Source organism: Nocardioides sp. IC4_145 (assembly GCF_011250565.1).
Taxonomy (GTDB): Bacteria; Actinomycetota; Actinomycetes; order Propionibacteriales; family Nocardioidaceae; genus Nocardioides.
Genome location: NZ_JAANMS010000029.1, coordinates 1 through 13,411, shown reverse-complemented (window position 1 = coordinate 13,411; position 13,411 = coordinate 1). Strand labels below are relative to the sequence as shown.

Sequence of the window (13,411 nt, the reverse complement as noted above, 5' to 3'; positions counted from 1 at the left end):
CGCGTGGCCCAGCCTCACCCGGCCGGGTGACGCAGCGGGTCAGCCCGTCGAGTACGGCAGGCGGACCATCTCGAGCACGTGCTGCGCCGGCGACCCCAGCGGCGCGACGAGGCGCAGCTCACCGAGGCCGATCCCACCGGCGGGCGCCATGGCCTCGTAGAGCACCTGCACGCCGGAGCTGGCCAGCAGCGTCACGCCGCTCATGTCGACGACCACGTCGATCGTGCCGCCGAACGACGCGTGGGCGATGCGGCGGCGCAGCTCGTCGGTGGCGCGGTGGTCGACCGTGCCGGAGAGCGTCAGGCCGCCCGGCTCCTCCTCGATGACCAGCGGCTCGCGTCCCGAGACCGAGGAGCCCGACGCGGTGAGCATGCCGACCGAGCGGGTCGGCCGCAGCCGCAGCCGTGCGGTCGTGCCGCCCTCCCCGTGGTGCAGCTCGAACTCGTCGGCGAAGCCACGTGCCATCGCCAGGCCGCGACCCCGGGTGCTCGGCGCGCCCGGCGCGCGCCAGGTGCCCTGGTCGGAGACGGTCACCTCGACGACGCCCTCGTCGTCGAGGTGGGCGGTGACCCGGACGACGGCGTCGGCACGGCGCACGGACTCGGGATAGGCGTGCTCGCAGGCGTTGGTCACGACCTCGCCGACCGCGTGCTGGAGCGCGACCTCGTCGAGCGGGCCGACCTGCAGCTCGTCGAGCCACTCGGCAAGCTCGGCACGGACCACCCGCGGGGTGTCGGCCATCGCGGGGTAGCTGAGCTCGAGGTCGGGCATCGGCTCGACCAGCTCCGCGGCCAGGACGGTGATGTCGTCGGCGACACCCGTCGCGCCGGCCAACCGCTCGATCGACTCCCGGCAGATGCGCTCGGGGACGCGCTCCTCGATCCGCTCGAGGTCGGGCCCGGCCAGGACGGCCTCGCGGACCACCTCGGCCAGGTCGATCGTGCACTGCGCGACGGTGCGGCCGGGCCGCTCCACGATGCCGTCGCTGTACATCACGAGCACGTCACCCTCCTGGAGGCGGTGCTCGGCCAGCTCGAAGGGCAGGCCCGAGGCCAGGGGGCCGGCACCGGAGGCGGGGAGGAACGTCGTCTCGCCGTCGGGGCTCACGACCATCGGCGGGGGGTGGCCCGCGGTGCAGTAGACGAGGTCGCCCGTCTCCGGGTCGAGCACCGCGGCGCAGACCGTCGCGGCGCGGGCCGGCGGCACCCTCCGAGCGCGGGAGTCGAGCAGCTCCAGGGCCGCCTCGATGTCGCCGTCGAGACGCGCGCGCTCCTCGAAGAGTGCACGCAGCTCGCCCATGGCCACGGAGGCCCGGACACCGTGTCCCACGACGTCGCCGACGGCGAGCACCAGGCGACCGTCCTCGAGCGCGACGGCGTCGAACCAGTCGCCACCGGCGACCACCCCCTCGTCGGCGAGGAGGTAGCGCGCGGCCAGGCGGATGCCGCGCGGGATCGGGACGCCACCCGGGAGGAGCGCGTCCTGCAGCGCCACGAGCGTCTGGTCGGGGCCGGCGGCCGGGGCGGCGTGCTTGGCGGGAGCAGGAGCCGCGGCCGGGGCCGCGGGTCGGGTCGGGCCGGCGAGCGCCTGAGCGACGACGCCGCGCACCTCGCCGTCACGGTCGCGCCAGGGAGCGAGGCCGAGCGTCAGGGTGCCCGTCTCGTCGAGGACGATCTCGCCGGCGCGGGCCTCGCCGGACTCGTGCACGGTCCGGGCGAGGTCGAGCAGGTCGCTGCGGGCGCCGCCGGCGGCGAGGACCTCGACCGTCCGCTCGCCGAGCAGCGCCCGCCCGGCGTCGTTGACCTCGGTCAGCCGCAGCTCCGGTCCTTCGAACAGCGCGAGGAGACCCGGCGCCTGGTGGAAGGCAGCCGAGCGGCCGGAGTCGTCGTACGACCCGTCCATGGCATCCCTTCGCTGGTGCTGCTCGCTCATGGCCCTCCTGTGCCCACTTCCTCGCGGAGGTCACCTTCGCGGGGAAGGCAATCCTCACAGGTCTCACGGGCTCCCGCCGACGGTTCCCGGGATCGCCCGGACCAGACCCCGCGCGTGTCGGACGCCCGGGTCCGGCGGCATCCTTTCACCCTCGCGGGTGAGGTTCTGCGCAACCGGGCTCGGGTTGTGTGAGGGATGTACCGCTGAGCAGACGGCGGTCCGCACCTCGTTCTCGGGACGGAACCATGACGTCTGCTCACACCACCCGCCTCCCCCGCGCGGAGCGTGCCGCCCGCACCGAGGCGCTCCTCGACCGGCTCCGCGCCACGAAGGACGACGGCGTCCGCGACGACCTGCGCCGCGACCTCGTGCTGGTCAACCGCGGCGTGGCCGAGGCGATCGCCCGGCGCTACCGCGGCCGCGGGATCTCCGACGACGACCTCGTCCAGGTCGCCTACGTCGGCCTGGTCAAGGCGATCGCCCGCTTCGAGCCCGAGCGCGGTCACGACCTGCTCACCTTCGCCGTGCCGACGGTGCGCGGCGAGCTGACCCGCCACTTCCGCGACCACGGCTGGTCGGTGCGTCCGCCGCGCCGCGTCCAGGAGCTCCAGGGCCGGCTGGGCCGCACCCTCGAGGACCTGCGCCAGGAGCTCGGCCGCGAGCCCACCAGGGACCAGGTCGTCGAGGCGATGGGCATCACCTCCGAGGAGTACGACGAGGCGGACCGCGCGTGGGGCTGCTTCGCCCCGCGGTCGCTGGACCAGCCCGTCGGCGAGGACGGCAGCAGCTCCCTGGGTGACCTGCTGACCGACGACCAGAGCGAGGACGCGCTCTCCGCGAGCGACGCACGGGTGGCGCTGGCCCCGGTCGTGCGCACCCTGGACGAGCGGGACCAGCGGATCCTCTACCTCCGGTTCTTCGAGGACCGGAGCCAGGCGGAGATCGGCGAGGACATCGGCGTCAGCCAGGTGCAGGTCTCGCGGCTCATCGGCCGCATCCTCGACCACATGCGGGCGCAGCTGACCTGACCCGCAGGTAGCATCCGGCGCGTGCGTCTGCTCCCCGCGTTGCTCCTGGTGACGGCCCTGCTGGCCGGGTGCGGAACCGACGCCCAGGGCGGGGACACCGATCCCGACCAGGTCGACGCCGTCGAGGTGCCCGAGCTGGGCGCCTGCCGGGTGCTGACGCCCGACGACGTGGCGCGCGCCTCGAACGCCACGCGGACCGTCCCCTGCTCGCAGCGGCACACCGCCCAGACCTACGCGGTCGGCGAGCTGCCCGAGGCCCTCCACGACGCGGCGTACGACGACGAGGAGATGGGGGCGTTCGCCTACGAGACCTGCTCGAAGCGGTTCCAGGAGCTGCTCGGCGCCGACGAGAGCCTGGTGATGCGCACCGTCGTCAGCTGGGCGTGGTTCCGCCCGTCCGAGGAGGCGTGGGACGACGGTGCGCGCTGGTACCGCTGCGACGTCGTCGGCGGCGGCGAGGAGAGCGAGGAGTACGTCGCGCTCCCCGAGACCGCCGAGGGGCTGCTCCTCGGCCGTCCCCAGGACCGGTGGATGGTCTGCGCGGTCGGCCCGTCGGTCGACACCGGCACGAAGGTGCCGTGCTCGCAGGAGCACGACTGGCGTGCCGTCACCACGATCAAGGTCGGCGACCAGGACGACGAGTACCCCGGCGACCGGGTCGTCGAGGTCACCACCCGCGACTTCTGCTCGGAGTCGGTGGGTGCGTGGCTGGGCTACCCGGTGGAGTACGACTTCGGCTACACGTGGTTCCACGAGGCCGAGTGGCAGGCCGGCAACCGGCGCTCGGTGTGCTGGGCGCGGACCCCGGACTGATGCGCGGCCGCGCCGCCGCCGCTCTGCTGCTGGCCCTCGCCGCCGGCTGCTCCTCGGGCTCCGAGCCGGACGACCGGGCCTGCTACCGGATGACCTACGCCGAGGCGGTCGCGCCGACGACCGCCACCGACCCGGTGCCGTGCTCGGGCCGGCACACCTCGAGGACGTACGCCGTCGGCACGCTCGACGCCGTCGTCGGCGGGCACCTGCTGGCCGTCGACTCCGACCGGGTGCAGCAGCAGGTCGCCGAGGAGTGCCCGCGGCGGCTCGGCCCGTTCCTCGGCGGGAGCCGCGACGCGCTGCGGCTGAGCATGCTGCGCTCGGTCTGGTTCACCCCGACGGTCGAGGAGTCCGACGCGGGTGCCGAGTGGTACCGCTGCGACGTCGTCTCGCTGGCCGGTCCCGAGCAGCTCGCGCCGCTGACCGGCCGGCTGGCCGGCGTCCTCGACCGCCCCGAGGCCGCCCGCCGGTGGGCGATGTGCGGCACGGCCGGCCCCGACGCCCCGGGATTCCGCCGGGTCCCGTGCTCCACCGACCACACCTGGCGCGCGGTCGCCGTCGTCGACCTCGGCTCGGGCCGCTACCCGGGCGAGGCGACCGTGCGCGACGCCGGCCAGGGCCCGTGCGAGGACGCCGGCCGCGACACCGCCGACGACCCGCTCAGCTTCGAGTGGGGCTACGAGTGGCCCAGCGCCGACCAGTGGCGCTCCGGCATGACCTTCGGCCGCTGCTGGGCGCCGGACTGAGCAGCCGCCCGCGAGGAACGAGCGGGGGGCGTCGCGAAGGAACGTCGAGCAAGCCCCGCGCCGGGGAACGAGGTCGCGACGGGCGGGTCGAGACCCGGACAGGTGCCTGCTGCCCTGCGCCCCTCACCGGGTTTCGACACGGTCGGCGCCAGGGCGCCTCCCTGCTCAACCAGCGGAGGCGCCCTTCACCGGGTTTCGACACGGTCGGCGCCAGGGCGCCTCCCTGCTCAACCAGCGGAGGCGCCCCTCACCGGGTCTCGAGACGGTTGCTGCGCAACCTCCTCGACCGACCGGTGGGTGTTGGCAGGCTCAGAAGCCGAGCTTGCGGAGCTGGCGGGGGTCGCGCTGCCAGTCCTTGGCGATCTTGACGTGCAGGTCCAGGTAGACCGGGGTGCCGAGGAGGGCCTCGATCTGCTTGCGGGCGTCGGTGCCGATCCTGCGCAGCCGCGAGCCCTTGTGGCCGATGATGATGCCCTTCTGGGAGTCGCGCTCGACGTACACGTTGGCGTGGATGTCGAGCAGCGGCTTGTCCTCGGGCCGGTCCTCGCGGAGGTTCATCTCCTCCACGACGACGGCGATGGAGTGCGGGAGCTCGTCGCGGACGTCCTCGAGCGCGGCCTCGCGGATCAGCTCGGCGACCAGGATCTCCTCGGGGGCGTCGCTGAGGTCGCCGTCGGGGTAGAGCTGCGGCCCGGCCGGGAGCAGGCCGATGAGCAGGTCGGCGAGGAGCTCGACCTGGTCGCCGGCCTGCGCGGAGACGGGGACGATCTCGGCCCAGTCGGTGCCGGTCTCGGCGCCCAGCGCCTGGATGTCGAGCAGGTGCTGGCCGACTTGCTCGGGCGTCGCGAGGTCGGTCTTGGTGGCGATGGCGACCTTCTTGGTGCGCTTGACCTTGGCCATCTCGTTGACGATGAACCGGTCGCCGGGGCCGATCTTCTCGTTCGCCGGGAAGCACGCGGCGACGACGTCGACCTCGGCGAGCGTGGTCTTGACGAGGTCGTTGAGCCGCTCGCCGAGCAGCGTGCGCGGGCGGTGCAGGCCGGGGGTGTCGACGAGCACCAGCTGCGCGTCGGGGCGGTGCACGATGCCGCGCACGACGGTGCGGGTGGTCTGCGGCTTGGAGCTGGTGATGACGACCTTCTGGCCCACCAGGGCGTTGGTCAGCGTCGACTTGCCCGCATTCGGCCGGCCGACGAACGACGCGAAGCCGCTGCGGTGCTCGGTGGTGCCGGAGGTGCCGGAGGTGCCGGAGGTGGTGTCGCTCATGTCAGGCCTGTCGGTCGGATGCCGGGTCGGGTGCTGGGTCGGAGGCGGCCGAGTCGTAGTCGGCCCAGATCTGGTCGTCGGTCTTGCCGGCCGCCTTGCCTGCGCGCCACACCGGCCCCGGGTCGACGGACCGCGGCTGCCGCTTCGCGTTGGCGCGCCAGTAGCCCATGACGTCGTACGCCGTGCTCGGCAGCTGCCGGACCCGCATGAGGTGCTTGCGGACCGCCCGCATCTGCGCGGACTCGCCGGCCATCCAGAAGTAGCCCTCGCCCTCGGGCCAGTCGATCCCCTCGACCGCCTCGGCGAGCCGGCTCTCGCCGTCGCCGGGCTGGTCGAGCCAGGTGACGTCCGCGCCGGCGGGCAGGTAGCCGGCGAGCTCGTCGTCGGCCGGCACCTCCGCCCAGACCCGGGTCGGGACGTCGACGGTCTCGCGGATCCGGGCCATCGCCGGCAGCGCGGTCAGGTCGCCGACGAGCAGCAGCCAGGCCGCGTCGTCGGGCATCGCGAAAGAGCCCTTCGGCTCGGTCACGGTCACGGTCTCCCCCACCACGTCGCGGCGGGCCCACTCGGTGACCAGGCCGACGTCGTGGACGACGACGTCGAGCACGAGGGAGGACCCGTCCCACGACCGCACGGTGTAGTAGCGGCTCTGGAACTGGCCCGGCACGACGAGGCCCACCCACTCGTCCGGCACGCCGGTCGAGGAGAAGTCCGCGAGGCCCGGGCCCCCGAGCACGAGCCGCACGAGGTGGTCGGAGACCTGGGTCCGGCCGACGACCTCGGCGGTGTGCTGCTGGGCCCGGGTGCTCACCGGGTCAGGCTAGTCACCACGTCGGACGCAGCGGGAATCCGTCGCGGCCGTCCTCGGTGGTGTTGACCGCCAGCACCTGGTGCAGCTGGATCTCGTTGCGCTCGAAGGCCAGCCGCGACCCGGCCATGTAGAGGCCCCACACCCGTGCGGTGCCCTCGCCGACCTCGGCGACGCAGGCGTCCCAGTTCTCCACCAGGTTGCGGCACCACTCGCGCAGCGTCATGGCGTAGTGCAGGCGGAGGTTCTCCTCGTGCATCACCTCCAGGCCGACGTCCTGCGCCGCGGTGATGATCGTGCCGGAGCCGGTCAGCTCGCCGTCGGGGAAGACGTAGCGGTCGATGAACGCACCCGTCGACTCCGGGCGGTTGTGCGGCCGGGTGATGCAGTGGTTGAGCAGGCGGCCCTCGGGCTTGAGGTGGTCGCGCAGGAACCCGAAGTACGCCGGGTAGTTGCGCACCCCGATGTGCTCGGTCAGCCCGATCGAGCTGATCGCGTCGAACCCGGTCTCGGGCACGTCGCGGTAGTCGGAGTGCCGCACCTCGACCAGGTCGCCCACGCCGGCCTCGTCGACGGCCTGCTGGGCCCACGACGCCTGCTCGCGGGAGAGCGTCACGCCGAGCGCGCGGACGCCGTACTCCTTGGCGGCGTGGATGACCATCCCGCCCCAGCCGCAGCCGACGTCGAGCAGGCGCTGCCCGGGCCGGAGGTCGAGCTTGCGGGCGACGAGGTCGAACTTCTCGGCCTGGGCCTCCTCCAGCGATGCCGACTCCTTCGGGAAGACCGCGCAGGTGTAGGCCATCGACGGGCCGAGCACGTGACGGTAGAAGGTGTTCGACACGTCGTAGTGGTGGCTGATCACCTCCGCGTCGCGGGTCAGCGAGTGCCGCACGCCCTCGACCACGCGGCGCCAGCGCGGCAGGTGCTCCTGCGGCGGGGGCGGCGGCGGCTTGAGGTGGTTGATGCCCAGCCCTCGCACCAGCCGGACCGCCTCGGCGGGAGTCGGCTTGCGGAAGCGCAGGTGGTTCATCAACAGCGTCATCGCGTCGTACGGGTCGCCGGGGTGCACGCCGTGCACCTCCAGGTCCCCCGAGACGTAGGCGCGCGCCATGCCGAGGTCGCCCGGAGCCGTCATGATGTAGGCCAGTCCGCGCGGGTCGGTCAGCACGAGGCGGATGTCGGCGTCCCTCGGCCCGGCGGCCGACCCGTCGTACGCCTCGAACCGCACCGGCATCCCGTCACGGAGCAGCGACGCCACCGCGTCGCCGATCGAGATCGAGCTCACCGTCTCCTCACCACCTTGTCGTAGAGGCTCGTCAATCTGTCGTCGGGGTCATAGGTGCTCTTGACGGCCGCGAGGTGCTCGCCGGCGTAGAGCCGGTCGAAGGTCTCGCGGTCGTAGAAGGCCTCGGAGTAGAGCGACTTGTGGCCGCCCAGCTCGTGGACCGTCGCCTCGATGGCCCGGTTGAGCGGGGCCTCGGGCGCGTCGTCGCCCACGGGGACGGTCCCCCAGAAGCCGACGTTGACGTACGTCGCGCCGCGCTCGAGCGGGTACGTCGGCCAGTCGTGCTGCGCGACCAGCGGGCACAGCCACACCGGCCGCATGCCGACGGCCTCGTCGAACCAGGCGAGGAACTCGGTGAGCCGCTCGACCGGCACCTCGACGTCCTGGATCACCCGCTCGCGCTGCGGACGGCCCGCGCGCCGGTCCAGCCGGTCCACGACGCCGTGGCGGCGCTCGAGGGCGACCATCCGGTGGTAGACGTCCGAGCGTCGCCACCTGCGCGGCCACACCCGGCGCGCGAGCGGGTGCTGTGCGCCGAACGCGCCGGAGCACCAGAACCAGTCGGTGTCCCAGCGCCACAGGTAGTCGTAGGTCGTCAGCAGGTCGGTCGGCCGCTGCCGGATGCTGCGGTAGTAGATGTCCTGGCCGGTGTAGTCGCTGGTCGGGCCCGGTTCGTCCCGCCAGGTGGCGACGGTCAGGTAGACCTCGTCCGGCGCGAACGCCGTGCCGTCGAGGCCGTCGACCCGGACGCCGTCGAGCTCGCCGGTCGCGACGATCCCCTCGATCGTCCCCGCCAGCAGCTCCGGATCGACCCGGACGTGGCGCAGCGCGACGTACGACGGCACCTGCTCGAGGCTGATCACGAGCCGCGTGGCGTAGCCGAGCGAGCCGTAGGAGTTGGGGAACGCGTCGAAGAGCCGCTCGCCCGGACGGGTCGTGACCACCTCACCGGCGCCTGTGAGGACGTCCATCTCCAGCACCGACTCATGCGGCAGGCCGTTGCGGAAGCTGGTCGACTCGATGCCCAGGCCGGTGACCGCGCCGCCGAGCGTGATCGTCCGCAGCTGCGGGACGACGTAGGGCATGAGGCCGTGCGGCAGCGTCGCGTCGACGAGGTCCTCGTAGGTGCACATGCCCTGCACCTGTGCGGTCCGCGCGACCGGGTCGACCTCGAGCACGCCGGTCAGGCCGCTCACGTCGAGCCCCGGAGCGGTCGTGGCGGCGCGCGGGCGGAACAGGTTCGAGGTCTGCTTGGCGAGCCGGACCGGCGCTCCCGGCGGGATCGCGGCGTACGACGCCCGCAGCCGGGCCACCGCCTGCTCGTGCTTCTCCCACACCCCGGAAGTTGTCACGGGCAACAAGTTACTCCGGCCGATGCCGTCCGTGCGCGCGGGTTTCCCGGCTCGGACCCGACGGTGGTGATCGTCACCATCGCCCCCACGCCAGGCCTCAGTCGCTGACCTCCTCGGCGTCGTCCACGCCGGACCTCGCCAGCAGCCGCTCGGAGGCGGCCGCCTCGAGGCTCTCGATGAGGAGGTACACCACTCCGGCGACGAACGGCGTCACGGCGAACGAGACCCAACCGTCGAGCAGCTCCGCGCAACCCCACCCCGCCAGGAGTCCGCCGAGCACCGAGGCCACGTTGAGGGCGGTGCCGAGGGCGAGCACGCGCGTGTGGTGCTGGGGCATGGGGTGACGGAAGCCCTTCGACAGCACCGCCTCGAGCACGGTGAAGGACATCACTGCGCCGACGGCGTACGCGATCACCTCACGCGCGCCGGGCGTGCCGTGGACGACCTGCTGCATGCCGAAGAGCGCGGTGACCAGGATCGAGAACCCGAACGTGGTGCTCTCCCGCCCCACCGTGCTGCGGGTCGCGCGGACCGCGAGGTTCGAGGAGGTGTCGTCGCCGCGCTTCGCCGTCCCGGGTCTCTCCGACATGCTCCTCGGGGTGCCCGTGCCGAGCGCTGTCCATGCGCGCCGCCCGGTGCCGATCAGCTGGCGACGGTCTCCACGACGGCGCCGCGCGGGTCACCCCGGTGGACGACCACGCCGGCGCCGGCGAGGTCGCGGAGCGCGGCCAGGTCGGTGTCGGCCACGCCGTCGGCCTCGGTCAGGACGACCGCGGCCTCGAGGCCGGTCGCCCCGGACGCGACCGCCATGGCGACGCACACGCCGAGCGCGGAGACCTGCAGGGAGGGCAGGTCGACCGTCGCGGCGGCGTACGTCCGGCCGTCGGCGTCGCGCACCGCCGCGCCCTCGGCGGCCCGGGTGCGGGCGCGCGTGGCGCGGGCCAGGGTCACCAGCTTGCGATCCTCGGCGGTGAGCTCCGGGCCGTCGGCGGTGGTGGTCACTCGTCCTCCTGGATGGTGTCGGGCTCATCGGGGGCCACCGGGACGATGCGCACGGTGGCGACCTTGTTGCGCCGGCCGGCCGGGCCCTCGGCCTCGAAGCGCAGGCCGTGCGCCACCACGACCGAGCCGGGGATCGGCACGCGGCCGAGGTGCTTGGCCATCAGGCCGCCGACGCTGTCGACGTCCTCCTCCTCGACGTCGAAGCCGAAGAGCTCCTCGAGGTCGTCCACCGGGTAGCGCGACGAGACCCGCCAGCCCCCCGGCTGCCCGTGGTCGTCCGCCAGGCGCTCGCTGTCGACCTGCTCCTCGTCGTACTCGTCGGTGATCTCACCGACGATCTCCTCGAGCAGGTCCTCGATGGTGATGATGCCGGCGGTGCCGCCGTACTCGTCGACCACGACCGCGATGTGCTGCCGGTTGGCCTGCATCTCCGAGAGGAGCGCGTCAACGGGCTTGGACTCCGGGACGTACGTCGCCGGGCGCATCACCTCGTCGATGTGCTGGGTCAGCTCCACCTCGGGCGCCTCGAAGTCCCGCCGGACGACGTCCTTGAGGTAGGCGAAGCCGACGATCGTGTCGAGGTTGTCCTCGATGACCGGCACCCGGGAGAAGCCGGAGCGCAGGAAGAGGGACATCGTCTGGCGGAGGTTCTTGTGCCGCTCGACGTAGACCACGTCGTTGCGCGGGACCATCACCTCGCGTGCGGTGGTGTCGCCGAGCTCGAAGACCGAGTGGATCATCCGCCGCTCGCCGGACTCGATGACCGCGGACGCCTCGGCGAGGTCGACGAGCTCGCGCAGCTCGGTCTCGGTGGAGAAGGGGCCCTCGCGGAAGCCCTTGCCCGGCGTCAGGGCGTTGCCGACGACGATGAGCAGCCGCGGCAGCGGGCCGAGCACCTTGCTCAGCGCCATCAGCGGACCGGCCGAGTAGAGCGCGACGGTCTCGGAGTGCTGACGGCCGAGCGTGCGCGGCGCGACGCCGATGACGACGAAGCTGACCACGAGCATGATCCCGATGGTCAGCAGCACGCTGGCCCACCAGGCGCCGTCGACGGCCTCGTCGATGTGCAGGGTGACCAGCACGATCGCCGCGACCTCGCACAGCAGGCGCAGGAACAGCGCGGTGTTGAGAAAGCGGACCGGGTCGTCGAGCAGCGCGACCAGCTTCTTGGCGCCGGCGCGCTCCTCCCCCACCAGCTCCTCGGCGCGGGCGCGGGAGAAGGCACTGATGCCCGCGTCCACGGCGCTGAAAAGGCCTGCGAGCACGACGAGTGCGGCTGCCGTGACCAGCAGCCCCACGTCCCCGGCGGTCACCGGGTGCGCCACTCCTTCAGGATCTCGTCCTGCAGGCCGAACATCTCCTTGTGCTCCTCCGGCTCGGCGTGGTCGTAGCCGAGCAGGTGGAGGATCCCGTGCACGGTCAGCAGCTCGATCTCCGCGTCCTTGCCGTGGCCCGCGGTCTCACCCTGTTTCGCCGCGATCTCGGGGCAGAGCACCAGGTCGCCGAGCACGCCCTCCTCGGGCTCCTCGTCGACCAGGCCGGGACGTAGCTCGTCCATCGGGAAGGCGAGGACGTCGGTCGGCCCCTCCTTCTCCATCCACTGCTCGTTGAGCTCGGCGATGGTGGCCTCGTCGACGGCCTTGATGCACAGCTCGGCCATCGGGTGGACCCGCATCCGGTCCATGACGAACCGGCTCAGGTCGGCCAGCCACCGGACGTCCAGCGCGTGGCCGGACTCGTCGAGGACCTCGATGCTCACCGGCTCGCGTCCTTGGCCGCGCGCTGCTCGCTGACGCGCTCGCGCTCGGCGTCGAACTCGTCGTACGCCGCCACGATCTTGCCGACCAGGCGGTGCCGGACCACGTCGTGGCTGGTGAGCCGGTTGAACGAGATGTCCTCCACGCCGTCGAGGATCCCCTCGACGATCCGCAGGCCGGACTTCACGCCACCCGGCAGGTCGGTCTGGGTGATGTCGCCGGTGACGACGATCTTCGAGCCGAAGCCGAGGCGGGTCAGGAACATCTTCATCTGCTCGGGCGTGGTGTTCTGCGCCTCGTCGAGGATGATGAAGGAGTCGTTGAGCGTGCGGCCACGCATGTACGCCAGCGGCGCCACCTCGATGGTGCCGGCGGCCATCAGCTTCGGGATCGACTCGGGGTCGATCATGTCGTGCAGTGCGTCGTAGAGCGGGCGCAGGTACGGGTCGATCTTCTCGCTCAGCGTGCCCGGCAGGAAGCCCAGGTGCTCGCCGGCCTCGACGGCCGGGCGGGTCAGGATGATCCGATTGACGTTCTTGCTCTGGAGGGCCTGCACGGCCTTGGCCATCGCGAGGTACGTCTTGCCCGTGCCTGCGGGGCCGATGCCGAAGGTGACCGTGTGCCTGTCGATGGAGTCGACGTAGCGCTTCTGGTTCAGCGTCTTCGGACGGATCGAGCGGCCGCGGTTGCTGAGGATGTTGAGGCTGAGCACGTCGGCGGGACGCTCGGTGGTCTCGGCGCGCAGCATGGTGAGCACGCGCTCGACGGTCTCGCCGGTCACGCCCTGGCCGGTGCGGATGATCGTCACCAGCTCCTCGAGCAGCCGCTCGGCGAGGGCGACCTCGCCCGGCTCGCCGTACAGCGTGATCCGGTTGCCGCGGACGTGCACGTCGGCGTCGAAGGCCTGCTCGATGAGCCCGAGGTGCTCGTCGCCCGGTCCCAGCAGGCTCACCATGTTGATGCTGTTCGGGACCACGACGGTGTGCCGCGTGGAAGAGGTCTGGCTGTCAGTCATGGATGCCCGGTCCGGGCGGCCTTTCGTCGACGGTGGGTGCCTGGCCATGCTACGGGAGCGCTCGCGCGCGCCCCAGCGAGTTGTGCTGCACCGGCGTAGCGTCTGTGGGGTGCCCGGTGTTCCCGTCGACCCGTGTGATCCCGTCGAGGATCCCGACGACCACGACGACGACACCGAGCCGACCTGGTACGCCGGCCTGCACCTCCCGCCCGACGCCCGGCGCATGGGCCTGACCGCCCACGTCCCCGACGGCGCGCTCCTGGACTTCGCCGCCCGGCTCGACTCCTCCCAGCGACGGCACCGGATCACCGCCTGGGTGATGCTCGTCGTCCTCGGGTTGCCCGTCGTCCTCGCCGGCCTGCGGGTGCTGCAGCTTTTCTGAGCCTGCGCTGGGGGTTGGGTCGGGG

General features: G+C 72.6%; 14 protein-coding genes. 4 read left to right on the top strand and 10 right to left on the bottom strand.

All coding sequences use genetic code 11. The annotated features are described in order from the left end of the window. Positions 1-39: 39 nt before the first annotated feature. Positions 40-1,932, bottom strand: coding sequence for a SpoIIE family protein phosphatase (locus G6553_RS13040; RefSeq protein ID WP_166193488.1), 1,893 nt, complete (start codon positions 1,930-1,932; stop codon positions 40-42). Positions 1,933-2,177: 245 nt separating this feature from the next. Between G6553_RS13040 and G6553_RS13035 the strand changes: the two genes are divergently transcribed. Genes G6553_RS13035 through G6553_RS13025 form a run of 3 tightly spaced genes read left to right on the top strand, consistent with a single transcriptional unit; the run spans position 2,178 to position 4,519 of the window. Next, entirely contained in the window at positions 2,178-2,960 is a 783-nt protein-coding gene (locus G6553_RS13035) for a sigma-70 family RNA polymerase sigma factor (RefSeq protein ID WP_166193485.1), read from the top strand. A 21-nt stretch (positions 2,961-2,981) separates the two neighbouring features. Next, positions 2,982-3,773 (top strand): septum formation family protein, encoded by a 792-nt coding sequence (locus G6553_RS13030; RefSeq protein WP_347565695.1) that lies wholly within the window; start codon positions 2,982-2,984, stop codon positions 3,771-3,773. Further along, positions 3,773-4,519, top strand: coding sequence for a septum formation family protein (locus tag G6553_RS13025; protein ID WP_166193482.1), 747 nt, complete (start codon positions 3,773-3,775; stop codon positions 4,517-4,519). Before G6553_RS13030 ends, G6553_RS13025 begins: the two co-directional genes overlap by 1 nt. A gap of 309 nt (positions 4,520-4,828) precedes the next feature. On the opposite strand, the gene era is transcribed toward G6553_RS13025, so the two are convergent. The 9 genes from era to G6553_RS12980 all read right to left on the bottom strand — a co-directional run bounded on the left by era (position 4,829) and on the right by G6553_RS12980 (position 13,004). Then, positions 4,829-5,785 carry a GTPase Era gene (gene era, locus G6553_RS13020; protein ID WP_166193479.1) on the bottom strand — a complete coding sequence of 319 codons (957 nt, stop codon included), beginning with the start codon at positions 5,783-5,785 and terminating at the stop codon, positions 4,829-4,831. A 1-nt stretch (position 5,786) separates the two neighbouring features. After that, positions 5,787-6,596: a siderophore-interacting protein gene (locus G6553_RS22185; RefSeq protein ID WP_166193476.1), complete on the bottom strand. Its 810-nt coding sequence runs from the start codon at positions 6,594-6,596 to the stop codon at positions 5,787-5,789. Between the two features lie 13 nt (positions 6,597-6,609). Then, positions 6,610-7,878: a class I SAM-dependent methyltransferase gene (locus G6553_RS13010; protein ID WP_347565694.1), complete on the bottom strand. Its 1,269-nt coding sequence runs from the start codon at positions 7,876-7,878 to the stop codon at positions 6,610-6,612. Then, entirely contained in the window at positions 7,875-9,230 is a 1,356-nt protein-coding gene (locus G6553_RS13005; RefSeq protein ID WP_347565693.1) for an FAD-binding oxidoreductase, read from the bottom strand. Before G6553_RS13005 ends, G6553_RS13010 begins: the two co-directional genes overlap by 4 nt. 97 nt (positions 9,231-9,327) lie before the next feature. Further along, positions 9,328-9,819, bottom strand: a complete 492-nt coding sequence (locus G6553_RS13000) for a hypothetical protein (protein ID WP_166193473.1) — start codon at positions 9,817-9,819, stop codon at positions 9,328-9,330. 53 nt (positions 9,820-9,872) lie between these two features. Continuing rightward, positions 9,873-10,232: a cytidine deaminase gene (locus G6553_RS12995; protein ID WP_166193470.1), complete on the bottom strand. Its 360-nt coding sequence runs from the start codon at positions 10,230-10,232 to the stop codon at positions 9,873-9,875. Then, positions 10,229-11,545 (bottom strand): hemolysin family protein, encoded by a 1,317-nt coding sequence (locus tag G6553_RS12990; RefSeq protein ID WP_166193468.1) that lies wholly within the window; start codon positions 11,543-11,545, stop codon positions 10,229-10,231. The genes G6553_RS12995 and G6553_RS12990 overlap by 4 nt, the downstream gene beginning before the upstream one ends. Then, positions 11,542-11,991 carry an rRNA maturation RNase YbeY gene (ybeY, locus tag G6553_RS12985; protein ID WP_166193465.1) on the bottom strand — a complete coding sequence of 150 codons (450 nt, stop codon included), beginning with the start codon at positions 11,989-11,991 and terminating at the stop codon, positions 11,542-11,544. The genes G6553_RS12990 and ybeY overlap by 4 nt, the downstream gene beginning before the upstream one ends. Further along, positions 11,988-13,004, bottom strand: a complete 1,017-nt coding sequence (locus G6553_RS12980; RefSeq protein ID WP_166193462.1) for a PhoH family protein — start codon at positions 13,002-13,004, stop codon at positions 11,988-11,990. Before G6553_RS12980 ends, ybeY begins: the two co-directional genes overlap by 4 nt. 109 nt (positions 13,005-13,113) lie before the next feature. Between G6553_RS12980 and G6553_RS12975 the strand changes: the two genes are divergently transcribed. After that, the gene (locus tag G6553_RS12975) at positions 13,114-13,386 is read left to right on the top strand and encodes a hypothetical protein (protein WP_166193459.1); all 273 of its coding nucleotides are present in this window, start codon (positions 13,114-13,116) and stop codon (positions 13,384-13,386) included. Positions 13,387-13,411: the final 25 nt, after the last annotated feature.

Coding starts and splice junctions, on each gene's coding strand:
- G6553_RS13040 (WP_166193488.1), bottom strand. CDS start 1,932: ATGAGCGAGCAGCACCAGCGAAGGGATGCCATGGACGGGTCGTACGAC.
- G6553_RS13035 (WP_166193485.1), top strand. CDS start 2,178: ATGACGTCTGCTCACACCACCCGCCTCCCCCGCGCGGAGCGTGCCGCC.
- G6553_RS13025 (WP_166193482.1), top strand. CDS start 3,773: ATGCGCGGCCGCGCCGCCGCCGCTCTGCTGCTGGCCCTCGCCGCCGGC.
- era (WP_166193479.1), bottom strand. CDS start 5,785: ATGAGCGACACCACCTCCGGCACCTCCGGCACCTCCGGCACCACCGAG.
- G6553_RS13000 (WP_166193473.1), bottom strand. CDS start 9,819: ATGTCGGAGAGACCCGGGACGGCGAAGCGCGGCGACGACACCTCCTCG.
- G6553_RS12980 (WP_166193462.1), bottom strand. CDS start 13,004: ATGACTGACAGCCAGACCTCTTCCACGCGGCACACCGTCGTGGTCCCG.